General features: G+C 73.5%; 13 protein-coding genes. 12 read left to right on the top strand and 1 reads right to left on the bottom strand.

What is annotated here, in order from left to right:
* The first annotated feature begins 13 nt into the window (after positions 1–13).
* From ICC28_RS18215 to ICC28_RS18185, 7 genes are read left to right on the top strand one after another with little or no spacing between them, the layout of a single operon-like run.
* Positions 14–349, top strand: coding sequence for a hypothetical protein (locus ICC28_RS18215; protein WP_188289648.1), 336 nt, complete (start codon positions 14–16; stop codon positions 347–349).
* Positions 346–720 carry a GPW/gp25 family protein gene (locus tag ICC28_RS18210; protein WP_188289647.1) on the top strand — a complete coding sequence of 125 codons (375 nt, stop codon included), beginning with the start codon at positions 346–348 and terminating at the stop codon, positions 718–720. The genes ICC28_RS18215 and ICC28_RS18210 overlap by 4 nt, the downstream gene beginning before the upstream one ends.
* On the top strand, positions 717–3,806 hold the full coding sequence (locus ICC28_RS18205) for a putative baseplate assembly protein (protein ID WP_188289646.1): 3,090 nt from the start codon (positions 717–719) through the stop codon (positions 3,804–3,806). Before ICC28_RS18210 ends, ICC28_RS18205 begins: the two co-directional genes overlap by 4 nt.
* A complete protein-coding gene (locus ICC28_RS18200; protein ID WP_188289645.1) occupies positions 3,803–7,585 on the top strand; it encodes a putative baseplate assembly protein in 3,783 nt (1,260 codons plus the stop codon). The genes ICC28_RS18205 and ICC28_RS18200 overlap by 4 nt, the downstream gene beginning before the upstream one ends.
* The gene (locus ICC28_RS18195; protein ID WP_188289644.1) at positions 7,585–9,714 is read left to right on the top strand and encodes a hypothetical protein; all 2,130 of its coding nucleotides are present in this window, start codon (positions 7,585–7,587) and stop codon (positions 9,712–9,714) included. Before ICC28_RS18200 ends, ICC28_RS18195 begins: the two co-directional genes overlap by 1 nt.
* 40 nt (positions 9,715–9,754) lie before the next feature.
* Positions 9,755–11,305, top strand: coding sequence for a DUF6519 domain-containing protein (locus tag ICC28_RS18190; RefSeq protein ID WP_188289643.1), 1,551 nt, complete (start codon positions 9,755–9,757; stop codon positions 11,303–11,305).
* Positions 11,305–12,192 (top strand): peptidoglycan-binding protein, encoded by an 888-nt coding sequence (locus ICC28_RS18185; protein ID WP_188289642.1) that lies wholly within the window; start codon positions 11,305–11,307, stop codon positions 12,190–12,192. The genes ICC28_RS18190 and ICC28_RS18185 overlap by 1 nt, the downstream gene beginning before the upstream one ends.
* 1 nt (position 12,193) lies before the next feature.
* On the opposite strand, the gene paaK is transcribed toward ICC28_RS18185, so the two are convergent.
* Positions 12,194–13,498 carry a phenylacetate--CoA ligase PaaK gene (paaK, locus tag ICC28_RS18180; RefSeq protein ID WP_188289641.1) on the bottom strand — a complete coding sequence of 435 codons (1,305 nt, stop codon included), beginning with the start codon at positions 13,496–13,498 and terminating at the stop codon, positions 12,194–12,196.
* A 158-nt stretch (positions 13,499–13,656) separates the two neighbouring features.
* Between paaK and paaA the strand changes: the two genes are divergently transcribed.
* From paaA to paaE, 5 genes are read left to right on the top strand one after another with little or no spacing between them, the layout of a single operon-like run.
* Entirely contained in the window at positions 13,657–14,625 is a 969-nt protein-coding gene (paaA, locus tag ICC28_RS18175; RefSeq protein WP_188289640.1) for a 1,2-phenylacetyl-CoA epoxidase subunit PaaA, read from the top strand.
* Positions 14,622–14,912: a 1,2-phenylacetyl-CoA epoxidase subunit PaaB gene (gene paaB / locus ICC28_RS18170; RefSeq protein ID WP_188289639.1), complete on the top strand. Its 291-nt coding sequence runs from the start codon at positions 14,622–14,624 to the stop codon at positions 14,910–14,912. Before paaA ends, paaB begins: the two co-directional genes overlap by 4 nt.
* 9 nt (positions 14,913–14,921) lie before the next feature.
* Complete coding sequence (paaC, locus tag ICC28_RS18165) at positions 14,922–15,749, top strand: 1,2-phenylacetyl-CoA epoxidase subunit PaaC (protein WP_188289638.1); 828 nt, start codon at positions 14,922–14,924, stop codon at positions 15,747–15,749.
* Positions 15,743–16,240, top strand: a complete 498-nt coding sequence (gene paaD, locus ICC28_RS18160; protein WP_188289637.1) for a 1,2-phenylacetyl-CoA epoxidase subunit PaaD — start codon at positions 15,743–15,745, stop codon at positions 16,238–16,240. The genes paaC and paaD overlap by 7 nt, the downstream gene beginning before the upstream one ends.
* Positions 16,240–17,343, top strand: coding sequence for a 1,2-phenylacetyl-CoA epoxidase subunit PaaE (paaE, locus tag ICC28_RS18155; protein ID WP_188289636.1), 1,104 nt, complete (start codon positions 16,240–16,242; stop codon positions 17,341–17,343). The genes paaD and paaE overlap by 1 nt, the downstream gene beginning before the upstream one ends.
* The last annotated feature ends 82 nt before the right edge of the window (positions 17,344–17,425 follow it).

Genomic DNA, 17,425 nt, shown 5'->3' with positions numbered 1-17,425 from the left:
GGGGACGAACCAGTTGTCCGGGAGTCTGCTCGACGCGGGAGCCCTGATCGGCTGCCCGCACGGCGGTCGCGCCAGCACCGCCACCACACCCGCCGCGGCCGTGCTCGTCGACGGCCGGGCCGCCGCCACGGCCGCCCACAGTTACGTCGTCACCGGCTGCCCGCACACCGTCGACGGCGTGCCCTCGCCGTGCGTCGCGGTCCGCTGGAGCGCCGACGGCACCGGCGTCACCGTCGACGGCGCACCCGTGCTGCTCGACACCTCCGCGGCCCAGTGCCTGAGCGCGGCCTTCGTCCCGCAGGGGCCGCCCGTCGTCCAGGACGCGCAGCGAAAGGTCACCGTCCGATGAGCCCACGCACCGACATCGCCTTCCCCTTCCGGGCGGACCGCCGCGGACGCACCGCGCACGCCACGCACGGCGAGCACGTCCACGACCTGATCGAGCAACTGCTGTTCACCAGCCCCGGCGAGCGCGTGATGCGCCCCGACTTCGGCTGCGGACTGCTCGACCTGGTCTTCGCCCCGGCCGGCCCCGAACTCGTCAGCACCCTCGAACTGTCGGTGCAGGCCTCCCTGCAGCGCTGGCTCGGCGACCTCATCGAGGTCGAGGCCCTCGACGTGGTCGGCGACGACAACACCGTCCGCGTGCACCTGTCCTACGTGCTGCGCGCCACCGGCGCCCGCCGCGACGACGTCTTCGAAGGGAGGACCACGGCATGACCACCACCCGGCGCACCAAGGTGCGCGCCGCCCAGCTCAACGGCGTCGACGCCGTCGAGGTCGGCGACGACGGGCTGCTGCTCACCGTCACCTTCCTCGGCAAGGCCCCGCACGGCCTCGGCCCCGAGAACGTCCGCATCGACGGCGGCCGCCGTGTCACCGGCATCACCGCACTCGACGTCAGCGTCGAACGCGAGGAGGACCCCGAGCTCGACGACCGGCTCCACGTCACCCTCGACCGGACCGGCGACACCTCCCGCTACCGCCTCTCCCTGGTGGAGGCCGACCCGTACGGCCGCCCCGGCACCGAGCCCTTCCGCGGCTTCGACCAGCGCTACCACAGCGCGACCTTCGCCTTCCGGCCCGACTGCCCGACCCCCTTCGACTGCAAGGAAGAGGCCCCCGCGGAACGGGCCTTCCCGGCCGCCCCGGTCATCGACTACACGGCCCGCGACTACGACACCATCCGCAAGCTGCTCCTGGACCGGCTCGCGCTCACCACCCCGGACTGGGTGGAACGCAACCCGGCGGACCTCGGCGTCACCCTCGTGGAACTCCTCGCCCACACCGGCGACCGGATCAGCTACCACCAGGACGCCGTCGCCACCGAGGCCTACCTCGACACCGCGCGCCGCCGCGTCTCCGTACGCCGCCACGTCCGGCTCATCGACTACGCGATGCACGACGGCTGCGCCTCCCGCGCCTACGTCACCGTGCGGACCGCCGACGACCACACCCTCGCCCCGGGCACCTACCGCTTCGCCTCCGTCGACGTGCGCACCCTCGACCCGCACGACCGGCCCGAGCCCGGCACGGTCGTCGACGAGAGCGAACTCGGCGACCTCGACGAGCGCGGCTCGGTGGAGGTCTTCGAACCGGTCGTCACCGCCGACCCGCTGGAGCTGCGCGTCGCCCACAACACGATCCGGCTGTGGAGCTGGGGCGGCGAGACCCCCACCCTCCCCAAGGGCGCCACCGCCGCCACCCTGCGCGACGAGTGGACCGACCCGGAGACCTGCCGGGACCGCAGGCTGGACCTGCGCCCCGGCGACCTGCTGATCCTGGAGGAGGTCAAGGGCGCGCGCACCGGCACGCCCGGCGACGCCGACCCCCGCCACCGCCAGGCGGTCCGCCTCACCTCCGTCACCCCCGCCGTCGACCGCATCGAGGACCAGCCCGTCCTGGAGGTCACCTGGGCCGCCGAGGACGCCCTGCGCTTCCCGCTGTCCCTGACCACCCGCGGCGGACGCGACTGCCTCCCCGTCGAGGACGTCACCGTCGCCCGCGGCAACGTCGTCCTCGTCGACCACGGCCGCACCCTCACCGGCCTGCCCGAAACGGCCACCGTGCCGCCCGAGCCCGCCGTCGTCGCCCCCTGCGGCCCCCCGGCCTTCGGCTGCGCGGACCGCGTCGAGGGCAACGCGCCCGCACGACTGATCAACTCCCTCACCGACCGGGCGGAATCGGGCGAGGCACTGACCCCCGACGACGTCCGGGAGCTGTTCCGGGTGGTGGGGGAGAGGACCACCACCCGGGCCGGACTCGGCCTCGAAAGCGCCGGCCGACGCCACGAGAAGGTCGTTCCCGGCACGGCCTACGCCCAGGCCGCCGCCCTGCGCACCCTGCTCGCGCAGTCCGTGTACCCCGGCATCCGGCCGCGGTTCCGCCCCGTCCTCGGCCACGCGCCCGTCGCCCGGACCGTGCCCTTTCCCGACCCCCGCACGGTCGCCGCCGGACAGGCCGAACGGATCGCCGCCATCCCCGGCCGGGTCCGGCAGCGCCTCGTCGACCTGTGGCGCAGCGCCCGCGACCGGGACGGACTGGGCGACGAGGAGATCGCCGAACTCGCCGTGATCTACGGCCTGAAGGTCCTCGAACGCCTCGAACTGCGCCGCCACCCCGTCCGCGCCCTGCGCGAACTGCTGCACCGCAGCGACCGGTTGCTCGACGCGAAGCTGCGCCGCATCGAGGTCCTCGCGGCCCGCGCCCGCGCGGGCACCGTCCTCGACGGGCACATCGCCTGGGAGATCGCCCACAGTTGGGGCCCGGCCCACGCCGCCGGACTGCACCCGGACGAGCCCGTGCTGCGCGGCTCCGCGACGGCCGCCCTCGACCAGGACCCGCGCCGCGCCCTGCCCGCCGTACGCCTCCGCGAGGAGGAGGGCCTCGTGTGGGAGCCGCGTCGCGACCTGCTCGCCAGCGGCCCCCGCGACCGGCACTTCGTCGGCGAACAGGAGGACGACGGCCGCCTCGCCCTGCGCTTCGGCGACGGACGGCACGGCGCCAGGCCCACCCCGGGCGCCCGGCTCGCCTTGCACTACCGGCTCGGCGGCGGCACCGCGGGCAACGTCGGCGCCGAGGCCATCAACCACCTCGTCGTACAGAGCGACTGCGAGCCGCCGCCCGTCGCCGCGGTCCGCAACCCGCTGCCCGCCACCGGCGGCACCGCACCCGAACCGGTCGAGCAGGTACGTCAGTTGGCCCCGCTCGACCTGCGCCGCACCCGCTTGCGCGCGGTCACCGCCGAGGACTACGCGGCCCTCGCGAGCGCACTGCCCGGCGTGCAGCGCGCCGCCGCCGAACTGCGCTGGACCGGCAGCGTCCAGGAGGCGCACGTCGCCGTCGACGCACTCGGCACCGGCACACCGCCGCAGGGACTGCTCGACGAGGTCGCCCAGGCCCTGGAGGCCTACCGGCGCATCGGCCACGACCTCGTCGTCGGCCCCGCCCGGCTCGTCCCGCTGGACATCGCGCTGGCCGTGTGCGCCCGGCCCGGCCACCAGCACGGGCAGATCCTGGCCGAGCTGTACCGCGTCCTCGGCAGCGGCCGCGGCGGCTTCTTCCACCCCGACGCGCTGACCTTCGGCGAACCGGTCCGGCTCAGCCGCCTGGTCGCCGTCGCGGCCGCCGTACCGGGTGTGGAGAGCGTCCACGTCACCCGCCTGCAGCGCCTGTTCGAGCAGGACCGGGGAGAGCGCGACGAAGGCGTACTGCGGCTCGGCCCGCTGGAGATCGCCACCTGCGACAACGACCCCGACCGGCCCGAGAACGGCCGGCTGGCGATATCCCTGGGAGGAGCCCGATGAGCCGCGACGACCGCGCCCGCGCCCGCGATGACCGCGCCCGCGCCCGCGATGACCGCGCCCGCGCCCGCGACGACCGCGCCCGCGGCGGCCACGACGAGCGCCTGGCCCCCGTGCCGATCCACAACCCGCCCGGCCGCACCGCGCTGGACTACCGCGTCGGCGAGTACGGCTCCTTCCTGGCCGCCCTCCTCGACCGGCTCGCCTCCCCGGCCCACCCCGAGCTGGCCGGGCTGACCGTGCGCACCCCCGACGACCCCGCGATCGGCCTGCTCGACGCCACCGCGGTCCTCGGCGACCTGCTCACCTTCCACTCCGAGCGCATCGCCGACGAGGCCTACCTCCGTACCGCCAACGAGCACCGCTCGCTGGCGCTGCTCGGCCGCCTCGTCGGCCACCGGCCACGCCCCGGAGTCGCCGCCACCACGCACCTCGCGTACACCCTCGAACGCGACCCGCGCGCCGAGGCCCTGCCCGTCGAGATCCCGCGCGGCGCCCGCAGCCACAGCGTGCCCGCCTCCGCCGACGAGCAGTCCCTCACCTTCGAGACGAGCCGCGACCTGACCGCCCGCTGGGACTGGAACGAGCTGAAGGTACGCAGGCGGCGGCCCTCGCTGGTCACCCCCGACGACCTCGACCGCCGCTCGGAGCTGTTCGTCGAGGGCACGGCCAACTCCCTGCAGACCGGCGACCAGTTGCTCTTCGTCTTCGGCGAGCGGGCGGGCGGCGAGCGCAGGCTGCTGCCGGTGGCGCGGACGCGCGTCGACCGGGACGACGAGATCACCGCGATCTCCCTGCCCCGGTCGGCCCCGCCCACCCTGAAGGAACTGGTCGAGGAGGTACGGCGGTGGACCGCCGCCCCCGCGCAGCCCGGCGAGCCGGGGGACGAGCCGCCCACGCCCGAGGTGCCGAACCCGCGGCCGGTCAGCCGGCTGATCGAGGACTTCGAGGACCAGGTGCTCGCCCCGTTGCGGGCGGACCTGGACGGGGTGAAGACCCCGGAGCGGCTTGCGGCCCGACTCGCGGAACCCGTCGCACGGCTGGGGGAAGCGCAGGTGCTGGCCACGCCGTACGAGGATGTGGCCGCCTGGTTCGAGCAGTTGGAAGCAGTGCTTGCCGAACTGGCAGAGCGGGCGCGGGAGTTGGCGCCTGCGCAGAGCGCGGAGGGGAGTGCCGCGACAGGTCCGGGGGCGGCCGCGGCAGCGTTGGGGCTGGGCGCGCAGTTCCCCGCGCCCCTCAAGGGCGATGCGCGCACCGCTGCCTTTGAGGCACTGAGCGACATACTCCCCGCCTTGCGGTCCGCGGCTGCCCGGCCGCGCACCGGCGCCGCACGCCCCGCCGCCGACCCCGCCCGTCTCCTCGCCGCTCTCCAACCGTCCCTCGGGTCCCTCTACCCGGCCTGGCGGAAGACCGCCGCCCCCGGCGCACCCCAACTCCTGCGCGAGCTGCTCGCGATGCGGGTCACCGCCGCGCCCTTCGGCGCCACCGCCCCGCTCAAGCCCGTCCAGGACGAGCGCGGCCGGGTCGTACGTACCGCCGACTGGCCGCTCACCGGAGCCGTCCTGGCGAGCATGCGCGTGGTGTTCGACCCGGCGGGCCGGACACCGACCCGGGCCGAGTTCCAGTACGTCGAGGGCAGCGGCTCGGACCAGCGGGCGGAGAACCTGCCGGTCACCCAGCCGGTGCGGTTCGCGCTCGGCACCGGGCGGGTCGACCTCACCGGAGGCGACCAGGATCCCGCCGTCACCGCCCGCTTCCACTCGGGCCTGCCCGAGCGCACCCTCACCGTGTCCCGGCCCGGCGAGGACGGCCTGATCCAGATCGGCATCCACAACGGCACCGCCGAGCAGATCCCCGTACGGCCCGGCGACAGCGAGCAGTTCACGCACGGCGAGTACGAGGTCAGCGTCCGCTACACGGTGGGCAGCACCGAGCCCCACGTCGAGGTCGTCATCGCCTCCAAGCCCGAGCCCGTCAACCGGCGCGTCCTCCAGCTCGACACCGTGCACGCCGGCATCACCGTCGGCAGCTGGGTGGCGATCCAGCGCCCCGCGAAGGGGAAGAGCGTCCCGGGTGACGCGAAGCTGGCCTTCGTCACCACCCAGGTCGTCGCCGCCCGCACGGCCGCGTACAGCAACTACGGCATCACCGGCCGCGGCACCGAACTCACCCTCTCCGAACCGTGGTTGGACGAGTTCGACGTCCTGCTGTCGCACATCCGCGACACCACCGTGCACGCGGCAGGCGAACCCCTGCACTTCGCCGACGAACCGCTCGGCGAGGACGTGCACGGCGACGACATCGAACTCGCCGAGCTGTACGACGGACTGCGCCCCGGCCGCACCCTGATCGTCACCGGCGAACGCAGCGACATCCCCGGCACCGCGGGCGTGCAGGCCATCGAGGTTGTCACGATCGCCACCGCCGATCCGTCCGTCGACCCCCGGCTGCCCGGCGACCGCGTCCACACCCGGCTCACGCTCACCCGGGGCCTCGCCCACCGCTACCGCCGCGAGACGGTACGGATCCTCGGCAACGTCGTCGAGGCCGGTCATGGCGAGAGCCGCGAGGAGGCCATCGGCAGCGGCGACTCCGGCCGCACGAACCAGACGTTCGCGCTGTGGCAGTCCCCGCTGACCTGGCTCGCCGACGACAGCCCCCTCGGCGCCACCCCGGTACTGGAGATCCGCGTGGACGGCGTCCGCTGGCACGAGGTGGACAGCCTCGCCGGACGCGGCCCCGCCGAGCGCGTCTACATCACCGGCACCACCGGCGACGGCCGCACCACGGTCACCTTCGGCGACGGCGTGCACGGCGCCCGGCTGCCCAGCGGCCACGACAACGTCCGCGCCCGCTACCGCTTCGGCACCGGACGGGCCGCGAACGTCGCCGCCGACCGGATCACCCAGCCGCTGACCCGGCCCCTCGGCGTCACCAAGGTCACCAACCCCCGCCCGGCGACCGGCGGTTCGGACGCGGACGGCCCCGGCCTGACCCGCCGTACCATCCCGCTGGCCGTCTCCGCCCTGGACCGGCTGGTGTCCGCCGCCGACTACGAGGACTTCGCCCGCTCCCGCGCCGGCATCGGCCGGGCCGTCGCACGCGAACTCTTCGACGGGCGGCGGCGTGTCCTGCACGTCACCGTCGCGGGCACCGACGACGTGCCGCTCGGCGACTCCCTGGACGCCCTGCGGCAGGCGCTCACCACCTACGGGGACCCGAACCTCCAGGTCCGGGTGGACGCCCGCGAACTCGTCCTGCTCCTGCTCGCCGCCCGCGTGAAGGTCGCCCCCGACCACGCCTGGGAGCTGGTCGAGCCACGCCTGCGCCAGGCCCTGCTGCGCCGACTCGGCTACGAGGGGCGCGAGTTGGCCCGGCCCGCCCGCCTCTCCGACGTCCTCGCCACGGCCCACTCGGTGCCCGGCGTCGACTACGTGGACGTCGACGTCTTCACCGGCGTCCCCGCCTCCGCCACCCCGCTGGAACTCACCGGCATCCTCCATCGCCCCGGCCCGCTGCGGGCATCCGTCCCGGCGCACCCGGCGACGCACGAGGAGAAGGTGCACACCGTCCGCGCCGCCGACGGCGAGACGCTCTCGGAGATCTGTGCCCGCCACGGCGTCCCGCTCTCCGAACTCCTGCGCCTGAACCCCGACATCACCGACACCCGGCGCCTGCCCGGGGGCCGGTCGGTGTACGTCTTCCGCGGCATCCGCCCGGCCCAGCTCGCGCTGCTGTCGCCGAGGGCCGCGGACACCCTGATCCTGACGGAGGTCAAGTAATGTCCCTGGACGTACACACGGCCGCGGCCACCGCGTTCCGGGAGCCCGACGGACTCGCCGCCCTGCTGCCCCGCCACCTGCTGCGCGACGCCGAGGAGGGCGCGGCCCTGCGCGCGCTGCTCGCCGTCATGACCGAGCAGCTCGACCGGGTCCGCGACGGCGTCCAGCAGGGCTACGAGGACCTGTTCGTGGAGACCGCCGCCCCCTGGGTGCTGCCGTACCTGGGCGACCTGGTCGGCTACCGCACCCTGCCCGGCTACGAACGCGTGCTGACCGCCGGCCTGCACGAGGGCGGACGGGCCGCCCTCGCCGAGGCGGTCGCCCCGCGCGCCGACGTGGCGGCCACCGTCGCCAACCGCCGTCGCAAGGGCACCCTGCACCTGCTGGAGGAGATCTCCGAACAGGTCGCCGGGTGGCCCGCGCGGGCCGTGGAGCTGTCCCGGCTGGTCGCCCACCACCAGTCGGTCAAGCTCCACCGGGACACCGGCCGCGGCCGGCTCGCCGACCTGCGCGACACCTCCGCCCTCGACCTCGCGGGCGGCCCCTTCGCCACCACGGCCCGCACGGTCGACGTCCGCCGCGCCGACTCCCCGAGGACCCCGGGCGGCCTGACCCCGGCCGGAGTCGCCCTCTTCGTCTGGCGGCTCAAGGCGCACTCGCTGACCCGGTCACCGGCGTACTGCATCGACCGCGCCCGCCACCTCTACACCTTCTCGATCCTCGGCAACGACACCCCGCTGGTCACCAAGCCGTTCCCGGAGCCGTCGCCGACGCACATCGCCACGATCGACAACGTCCCGGCCTTCATCACCCGCCGACAGCTCCACGACCGGCTGCTGGACTACTACGGCCCCGGCAAGAGCTTCGTCATCCGGCGCGACGGCGAGGACCGGCCCGTACCGCCGTCGGACATCGTCGTCGCCGACCTGTCCGACTGGCGCTACCGGCCCGGGCGCGGACAGGTCGTGGTCGACCCCGAACTCGGCAGGATCGCGTTCGGCGCGCGCTGCGCACCCCGGCAGGGCGTATGGGTGGACTACCACCACGCCTTCGGGGCGGACCTGGGCGGCGGCGAGTACGACCGCCTCGACCGGGTGCCGCGGCCCGACGCCGACGTCTACCGCGTCGGGCCGGAACAGCCGTACCGGCAGATCATGGACGCCTACCGGGCCTGGCGGCACGACCGGCGGGCCGGGCGCGCGGGCGAGGGCATCATCGAGATCACCCACAGCGGCGCCTACCAGGAACAGCTCGACTTCGACCTCGACCCCGGCGACCGCCTCGAACTGCGGGCGGCCGAGGGGACCCGGCCGGTGATCCGGCTGCTGGACTGGTACAGCAACCGGCCCGACGCCCTCAACATCCGTGCCGTGGACGACGGTTGCGCCCCGCACGAGCGGCCCAGGATGGTCCTGGACGGGCTCCTCGTCGCCGGGCGCGGCATCAACGTCACGGGCCCCATGGGCGCCGTCGTCGTACGCCACTGCACGCTCGTCCCCGGCTGGTCGCTGGAGCCCGAGTGCGCACCGCACTCGCCGGAGGAGCCCAGCATCGTCCTGGAACGCACCACCGCCTGCCTCCAGGCCGAGCACAGCATCCTCGGCACCATCGAGGTCATCGGCGACGAGGTCAGCGAGGACCCGCTCCCCATCCATCTGCGCGACAGCATCCTCGACGCCACCGGCCACGACCGCGCGGCCCTGTCCGCACCGGACTGCCGCCACGCCCACGCCGTCCTCCACCTGCACCGCACCACGGTCATCGGCGAAGTCCACACCCACGCCGTGGAGATCGCCGAGAACTCGATCCTCACCGGCCGGCTCAACGTCGCCCGGCGCGGCATCGGCTGCCTGCGCCACTCCTACGTCCCCGCCGGATCCCGTACGCCCCGCAGGTACCGGTGCGTCACGGACGTACGCCCGTTGTTCGCCTCCGAGCGCTACGGCACGCCCCGCTACGGGCTGCTCGCCGACCGCTGCCCCGAGTCCATCAGGCGCGGTGCGGACGACGGCGCCGAGCCGGGCGCCTTCCACGACCTGTACCGGCCGCAGCGCGAGGACGGCCTGCGGGCGCGGCTCGCCGAGTACACACCGGCGGGCTCGGACGCCGGGATCTTCTTCGTCAACTGAGCCGCATTCGCACACTTCTCGAACCAGGGGGACCCCCTTCATGCATGCTGACCTCTCCCGCCTCACGTTCCGCCCGGAACGGCACTACTCGGCGGTCATCGCCCAGCAGGGCCGCGTCCAGCTCGACGCCGACACCAACGAGCAGACCGCGATCCAGCTCCACCAGACCCGCACCCTCGCCGCCGACCTCATCGGCCGGCACGGCGGACCGCGCGACGCGGCCGGCTTCCGCATCGAGTACGTGGGCGGACGGCACGAGATCGACACCCTGTACATCCACGGCGGCCGCTACTACGTCGACGGCATCCTGTGCGACGCGGACCGCCCGGCGCCGGGTGTGCCGGTGCCCGAGGAGGACGCCGAGGAGCAGGAGGGCGCCGAGCCGCCCGCGTACTGGACGTACTGGGACCAGCCCGATGCCCACCGCGACCCGGAGAAGCCCGGCGACCGGCTGCCCTCGCCCGCCCAGGCGCCCTTCGTCGTCTACCTGAAGGTGTGGGAGCGCTCGGTGAGCGCCGCCGAGGACCCCGCCCTGCGCGAGGTTGCGCTCGGCGCCGCCCTGCCGGACACCGCCGCCCGCGCCAAGGTGGTCTGGCAGGTGCTGCCGCTGTCGCTGGCCGCGCTGGACATCGAGGACACCGACCCGTCCAAGGAGGACGTGCGCGAGGCCTTCGACCGGTGGGCCGCACGTCAGTCCGCGCCCTCGGCCCGGCTCGCCGCCCGCAGCGAGCGCCCCGACCGCGCCGACGAGGACCCCTGCCTGGTCAAGCCCGACGCCCGCTACCGCGGCCCGGAGAACCAGCTGTACCGGGTCGAGGTGCACGCGGGCGGCGCGGCGAAGGACGCCACCTTCAAGTGGTCCCGCGAGAACGGCTCGGTCGTCTTCCCGGTCGAGGAACTCGACGGCACCTGGGTGCAGTTGGCGTCCCTCGGCCACGACGACAAGCTCGACCTCGACGTCGGCGACCTCGTCGAGCTCACCGACACCGCCTACGCCTCACGGCTGGAGCCCCTGCCGTTGCTGCGGGTCGAGGAACTGGACCTGCCCGGCCGCCGCGTCCGCCTGCACGCCGAACCGGCCCCCGGCGTCGGTCGGCTGCCCCACCTGAACCCGTTCCTGCGCCGCTGGGACCATCACGAGGGCCCCCGGCGCAAGGGCCGTACCACCAAGCTCAAGGGCGGCGCCGTGCCGCTGGCGGAGGGGGAGTGGCTGCCCCTGGAGGACGGTGTCGAGGTGTACTTCGCCAAGGACGGCACCTACCGCACCGGCGACCACTGGATCGTCCCGGCCCGCACCGCCACCGGCAGCGTCGAATGGCCCACCGACCCGGCCCGCCGCCCGCTGCTTCAGGCACCGGCCGGCATCGCGCGCCACTTCGCCCCGCTCGCCCTGGTCAAGGGCGAGTACGGCGCCGTCGACCTGCGCCTGGCCTTCGGCCCGCTGGCCGCGAACGTCCCGGCCGCCGACGAGGCGGCCCTCGCGGCGGAGGAGCAGGCACGCCGTGAGGAACAGGCCGCGGAGGACGACCCCTCCGACGACGCGTCCCGGACCACCGCCGAGGCGGAGGCCGCAGCGGAAGGAGACGAGTGATGGCCAAGCCCCTGAGCGCTGCCAAGATGGTGGAGATCCTGCGCGCGGAAGGCCTGACGGTGCACGAGGTGCGCAACTGGCGCACCCACAACCGCAACTCCAAGGGCCCCTGGGGCCCGGTGAACGGCGTGATGATCCACCACACCGTCACCAAGGGCACCGAAGCCTCCGTCAACATCTGCTACAACGGCTACTCCGGCCTGCCCGGCCCCCTCTGCCACGGCGTCATCGACAAGAAGGGCCACGTCCACCTCGTCGGCAACGGCCGCGCCAACCACGCCGGTCTCGGCGACAGCGACGTCCTGCGGGCCGTGATCAACGAGTCGAAGCTGCCCGCCGACAACGAGGCCGACACCGACGGCAACCGGCACTTCTACGGCTTCGAGTGCGTCAACCTCGGGGACGGCAGGGACCCTTGGCCCGCGGCGCAGAAGGAGGCCATCGAGAAGGTGGCGGCGGCGATCTGCCGGCACCACGGCTGGAGCGAGCGGTCCGTCATCGGCCACAAGGAGTGGCAGCCCGGCAAGGTCGACCCGCGCGGCTTCACCATGGACGGCATGCGCCGGCGCATCGCCGGCCGGCTGGCCGGCAAGGCGCCGGGGCCCGCGCCCGCACCGAAGCCGACGCCGCCGAAACCGTCGTACGAGCCGTTCCCGGGCAGCGCCTTCTTCCACATCGGACAGAAGTCCCCGGTCATCACCGCCATGGGCCGCCGCCTGGTGGCGGAGGGCTGCGGCCGCTACGAGGTGGGCCCCGGACCGGAGTGGAGCGAGGCCGACCGCCGCTCCTACGCCGCCTGGCAGCACAAGCTGGGCTACACCGGCAAGGACGCGGACGGCATCCCCGGCCGGGTGAGCTGGGCGAAGCTGAAGGTACCGAACGTGTGAGTCAGCCGCGGCGGAGATCCTTGACCCGCTTGAGCTTGCCGAGCGAGCGCTCCAGGGTCTCCGGGGCGACGATCTCCACCTCGACGCTCACCCCGACGCCGTCCTTCACGCCCCGGGCGATCGCCCCGGCGGCCGTCTCCCGTTGCTCGGGACCGGCGTCGGGGCGGGCCTCGACGCGGACGGTCATGCGGTCCATGCGGCCGTGCCGGGTGAGCTGGATCTGGAAGTGCGGGGCGACACCGGGCGTGCGCAGCACGATCTCCTCGATCTGGGTGGGGAAGACGTTCACCCCACGCAGGATGATCATGTCGTCGCAGCGGCCGGTGACCTTCTCCATCCGGCGGAAGGCGGAGCGGGCGGTGCCCGGCAGCAGCCGGGTCAGGTCCCGGGTGCGGTAGCGGACGACCGGCAGCGCCTCCTTGGTGAGCGAGGTGAAGACGATCTCGCCCTCCTCGGTGATCTCGTCCGTGACCGGGTCGACGATCTCAGGATAAAAGTGGTCCTCCCAGATGTGGAGTCCGTCCTTGGTCTCCACGCACTCCTGCGCCACCCCCGGGCCGATCACCTCGGACAGCCCGTATATGTCGACGGCGTGGATCGCCGCGCGTTCCTCGATCTCGCGGCGCATCTCCTCCGTCCACGGCTCGGCCCCGAAGATGCCCACCTCCAGCGAGGTGGCGCGCGGGTCGACGCCCTGCTTCTCGAACTCGTCGAGCAGGGTGAGCATGTAGGACGGGGTGACCATGATGATCTCGGGCTTGAAGTCCTGGATGATCTGCACCTGGCGCGCCGTCATCCCGCCGGACGCCGGGATCACCGTGCAGCCGGCCCGTTCGGCGCCGTAGTGCGCGCCGAGTCCGCCGGTGAACAGGCCGTAGCCGTAGGAGACATGGACCTTGTGGCCGGGGCGGCCGCCGGCGGCCCGGATGGAGCGGGCCACGACGTCCGCCCACATCGACAGGTCGTTCTCCGTGTAGCCGACGACCGTGGGGCGCCCGGTGGTGCCGCTGGAGGCGTGCACGCGCCGGACCCGGTCCATGGGCACGGCGAACATGCCGAACGGATAGGTCTCCCTGAGATCCGCCTTCGTGGTGAAGGGAAACCGGGCGAGGTCCTCCAGCGTGCGGCAGTCCTCGGGGCCGACACCGGCCGCGTCGAACTTCTTGCGGTACAGCTCGACATGGTCGTAGGCATGCCGCAACGTCGCCCGCAATCGGACGAGTTGGAGTTCCCGTAGCTCCTCGCGGGTGAGCCGTTCGCCCTCGTCCAGCAGATCGTGCGGGAGAGGCTCGCCCAGCTTGCTCATCGCGACTCCTTCGTCCACCGATGCCCCAACCGATCATTCGGTCCGGCCAAGCAATCAGGCGGGCCATCCGCTGTCAAGGGCGGCTCCGGGTCTTGCCCGGGGCGGGGAAACGCGTCACACTGGTACCGAACGAATGGTCGGTTGGGAAGCTGGTGCAGATGACCACGACAGACTCCGCCGGGGCCGCGCCGCCGGACGAACTGCAGGAGCACTTCGACGCGACGATCGCGCGCGACCAGCGGATCGAGCCGCGGGACTGGATGCCCGAGGGCTACCGCAGGACGCTGGTGCGGCAGATCGCGCAGCACGCCCACTCGGAGATCATCGGCATGCAGCCCGAGGGCGAGTGGATCACCCGCGCGCCCTCGCTGCGCCGCAAGGCGATCCTGTTCGCCAAGGTGCAGGACGAGGCCGGGCACGGGCTGTACCTGTACTCGGCGGCGGAGACCCTGGGCGCCGACCGCGCGGACCTGACCGCGCGCCTGATCGAGGGCCGCCAGAAGTACTCGTCGATCTTCAACTACCCGACGCTGAGCTTCGCCGACGTCGGCGTGATCGGCTGGTTCGTGGACGGCGCCGCCATCTGCAACCAGGTCCCCCTGTGCCGCAGCTCCTACGGCCCCTACGCGCGCGCGATGGTGCGGATCTGCAAGGAGGAGTCCTTCCATCAGCGGCAGGGCTACGAACTGCTGATGACCATGATGCGCGGCACCGAGGCCCAGCGGGAGATGGTGCAGGACGCGGTCAACCGCTGGTGGTGGCCGTCCCTGATGATGTTCGGCCCGCCCGACGACGCCTCCCCCAACTCGGCCCAGTCGATGGCCTGGAAGATCAAGCGGCACAGCAACGACGAGCTGCGTCAGCGCTTCGTCGACATGACCGTCCCGCAGGCCGACAAGCTCGGCGTGAGCCTGCCCGACCCGGAGCTGAAGTGGAACGCCGAGCGCGGCCACCACGACTTCGGCAACCCGGACTGGGACGAGCTGATGCGGGTCATCAAGGGCGGCGGCCCGTGCAACGAACAGCGGATGCGACGGCGCAGGAGCGCCCACGAGGAAGGCGCCTGGGTGCGCGAGGCGGCCACCGCCCACGCGGCCAAGCGGGCCCGGAAGGAACCGGCGGCATGAGCGACACCGAGAGCTGGCCCCTGTACGAGGTGTTCGTGCGCGGCAAGCGCGGCCTGAACCACGTCCACGTGGGCTCGCTGCACGCCGCCGACGACACGATGGCCCTCACCCACGCCCGAGACCTGTACACCCGGCGCAACGAGGGCGTCTCGATCTGGGTGGTGCGCTCCGAGCACATCGCCGCCTCCACCCGCGACGAGAAGGACCCCTTCTTCGCGCCCAGCGCCGACAAGGTCTACCGCCACCCGACCTTCTACGACATCCCCGACGATGTCCCGCACATTTAGGAGCCGGGGATGAGTGAGGACCACGTCTACCTGACCCTCGCCGAGGGCCACGAGGACGACACCCGCTGGGCCTACGGCACCGGCTTCGAGGACCCCCTGCACGGCGTCGACACCACCGTGCCCGAGGGCGTCGACGCCGGCGAACTCGCCGCGACCTGCGTGGCGTTGGCCGACGACGCCCTGGTGGCGGCCCAGCGGCTCGCCGAGTGGATCACCCGCGCCCCCGAGCTGGAGGAGGAGGTCGCCCTCGCCAACATCGGCCTCGACCTGCTCGGCCAGGCCCGGCTGCTCTACACCCGGGCCGGCCAGGCCGACGGCACCGGCCGCGACGAGGACGCCTACGCCTACTTCCGCGACCCCGCCGACTTCCGCAACGTACGCCTGGCCGAACTCCCCAACGGCGACTTCGCGTTCACGATCGTGCGACTGCTGGTCCTGTCCAGCTGGCGCCTCGCCCACTTCGAACGGCTGCTCTCGCACCCCGACCCGGTGCTGTCCGCCGTCGCCGCCAAGGGCGTCAAGGAACTGACGTACCACCGGCAGTACGCCGCCGAGTGGGCGGTGCGCCTGGGCGACGGCACCGAGGAGTCGCACCGCCGCATGCGCAGGGCCGTCGAGCAGGCCGCCCCCTACCTGGGCGAGCTGTTCACCGCCTGCGACGTCCGCGCCGAGGTCGTCGCCGTGCTGAAGCAGGTCACCGAGGCGGCCGGGCTGCCCATGCCGGTGTACCGGCCGTCCCCCGGCTCCGGCCGCGACGGCGAGCACACCGAGCATCTCGCCCCGCTGCTCGCCGAGTTGCAGAGCGTCGCCCGCGCCCACCCGGAGGCGACATGGTGACCACCCTGCTCGACGCACGGCACCTCGCCGAGCAGGTGCCCGACCCCGAGCTGCCCATGCTGACGCTGGCCGACCTCGGCGTGCTGCGCGGCGTCGAGGAGACCGACGACGGCACGGTGGTGGTCAGCCTGACGCCCACCTACTCGGGCTGCCCCGCCATGGCCGAGATGCGCGCGGACGTCGCCGCCCGGCTCCGCGACGCCGGATACGCGCGCGTGGAGATCCGCACCGTGCTCAGCCCGCCGTGGACCAGCGACTGGATCACCCCGGCCGGCCGCCGCAAGCTCGCCGAGCACGGCATCGCCCCGCCCGGCGCCGCACCCCGCGGCCCGGTCCCGCTCACGCTGTCCCCGACCCGGCGCACGGTGGCGTGCCCGCGCTGCGGCTCGGCGGACACCGAGGAGACCTCCCGGTTCGCCGCCACCTCCTGCAAGGCGCTGTGGCGCTGCCGCGCCTGCCGCGAACCGTTCGAGTACCTCAAGGAGATCTGATGGAGGACCTGTTGAGCCCGGTCCCGGCCCGGCCGGCACGTCGCCGCCCGGTCTTCCACCCCCTGCGGGTCGCCGCCGTGCAGCCGCTGTGCGAGGACGCCGCCGCCGTCGGCTTCGACATCCCGCCCGAGCTCGCCGAGGAGTTCGCCTTCGCGCCCGGCCAGTCGCTGACCCTGCGGCGCGAGATCGACGGCCGCGACGAGCGCCGCTCGTACTCGATCTGCTCGCCCGCCGGATCGGCCCCGCGCATCGGCGTACGCGTGGTCCCCGGCGGCCTGTTCTCCTCGTGGCTGGTGAACGACGTACGCCCCGGCGACACCGTCGAAGTGATGGCCCCCACCGGCACCTTCACCCCCGACCTGACCACCCCCGGCCACCACGTCCTGATCGCGGCCGGCTCCGGGATCACCCCCATGGTCTCCATCGCCGAGTCCGTCCTCGCCGCCGACTCCCGCTCCACCGTCACCCTCTTCTACGGCAACCGGCGCACCGGCACGGTCATGTTCGCCGACGAACTGGCCGACCTGAAGGACCTGTACCCGAGCCGCTTCCAGCTCGCCCACGTCCTGTCCCGCGAACCCCGCGAGGCCGAGGTGCTCTCCGGCCGCCTCGACGCCGACCGCCTCTCGGCCCTCGTCGGCGCCCTGGTCGACGTGCGCGGCGCCGACCACTGGTGGCTGTGCGGACCGCACGGCATGGTCAAGGACGCCCGGCGCGTCCTGGCCGACCTCGGCGTCCCCGGCGACCGCGTCCACCAGGAGCTGTTCTACGCCGACGACGAGCCCGTCCGCGAGGTGCGGCACGAGGAGGCCGGACCCGACGGACCCGTCAGCCAGGTCACCGTCGTCCTCGACGGCCGCTCCACCACCTCGACCCTGCCCAGGGACCGGACCGTCCTCGACGGCGCCCAACGCACCCGCCCCGACCTGCCGTTCGCCTGCAAGGGCGGCGTCTGCGGCACCTGCCGCGCCCTGGTCACCGACGGCAAGGCCGAGATGCGCCGCAACTTCGCCCTCGAAGAGGCCGAGGTCGACGCGGGATACGTGCTGACCTGCCAGTCGTATCCGGTCTCGGAGACGCTGACGGTCGACTACGACAGCTGAAAAAAGTCCGCGGCCGCCCCGAAACGGGGCGGCCGCGGACCGAGAGCGAGGAGAGCGAAAGGACTAGTTCAGGAAAGACGTT

Origin of the sequence: Streptomyces sp. TRM68416 (assembly GCF_014596915.1) — a bacterium.
In the GTDB taxonomy this organism is placed as follows: domain Bacteria; phylum Actinomycetota; class Actinomycetes; order Streptomycetales; family Streptomycetaceae; genus Streptomyces.
Note: the sequence above shows the minus strand (reverse complement) of the source record. Positions and strands in the feature narration are given on the sequence as shown.

Bases quoted from the DNA above. Each gene is read 5' to 3' on its own strand.
- ICC28_RS18210 (WP_188289647.1), top strand. From the start codon at position 346: ATGAGCCCACGCACCGACATCGCCTTCCCCTTCCGGGCGGACCGCCGC.
- ICC28_RS18205 (WP_188289646.1), top strand. From the start codon at position 717: ATGACCACCACCCGGCGCACCAAGGTGCGCGCCGCCCAGCTCAACGGC.
- ICC28_RS18200 (WP_188289645.1), top strand. From the start codon at position 3,803: ATGAGCCGCGACGACCGCGCCCGCGCCCGCGATGACCGCGCCCGCGCC.
- ICC28_RS18195 (WP_188289644.1), top strand. From the start codon at position 7,585: ATGTCCCTGGACGTACACACGGCCGCGGCCACCGCGTTCCGGGAGCCC.
- ICC28_RS18190 (WP_188289643.1), top strand. From the start codon at position 9,755: ATGCATGCTGACCTCTCCCGCCTCACGTTCCGCCCGGAACGGCACTAC.
- ICC28_RS18185 (WP_188289642.1), top strand. From the start codon at position 11,305: ATGGCCAAGCCCCTGAGCGCTGCCAAGATGGTGGAGATCCTGCGCGCG.
- paaK (WP_188289641.1), bottom strand. From the start codon at position 13,498: ATGAGCAAGCTGGGCGAGCCTCTCCCGCACGATCTGCTGGACGAGGGC.
- paaA (WP_188289640.1), top strand. From the start codon at position 13,657: ATGACCACGACAGACTCCGCCGGGGCCGCGCCGCCGGACGAACTGCAG.
- paaB (WP_188289639.1), top strand. From the start codon at position 14,622: ATGAGCGACACCGAGAGCTGGCCCCTGTACGAGGTGTTCGTGCGCGGC.
- paaC (WP_188289638.1), top strand. From the start codon at position 14,922: ATGAGTGAGGACCACGTCTACCTGACCCTCGCCGAGGGCCACGAGGAC.
- paaD (WP_188289637.1), top strand. From the start codon at position 15,743: ATGGTGACCACCCTGCTCGACGCACGGCACCTCGCCGAGCAGGTGCCC.
- paaE (WP_188289636.1), top strand. From the start codon at position 16,240: ATGGAGGACCTGTTGAGCCCGGTCCCGGCCCGGCCGGCACGTCGCCGC.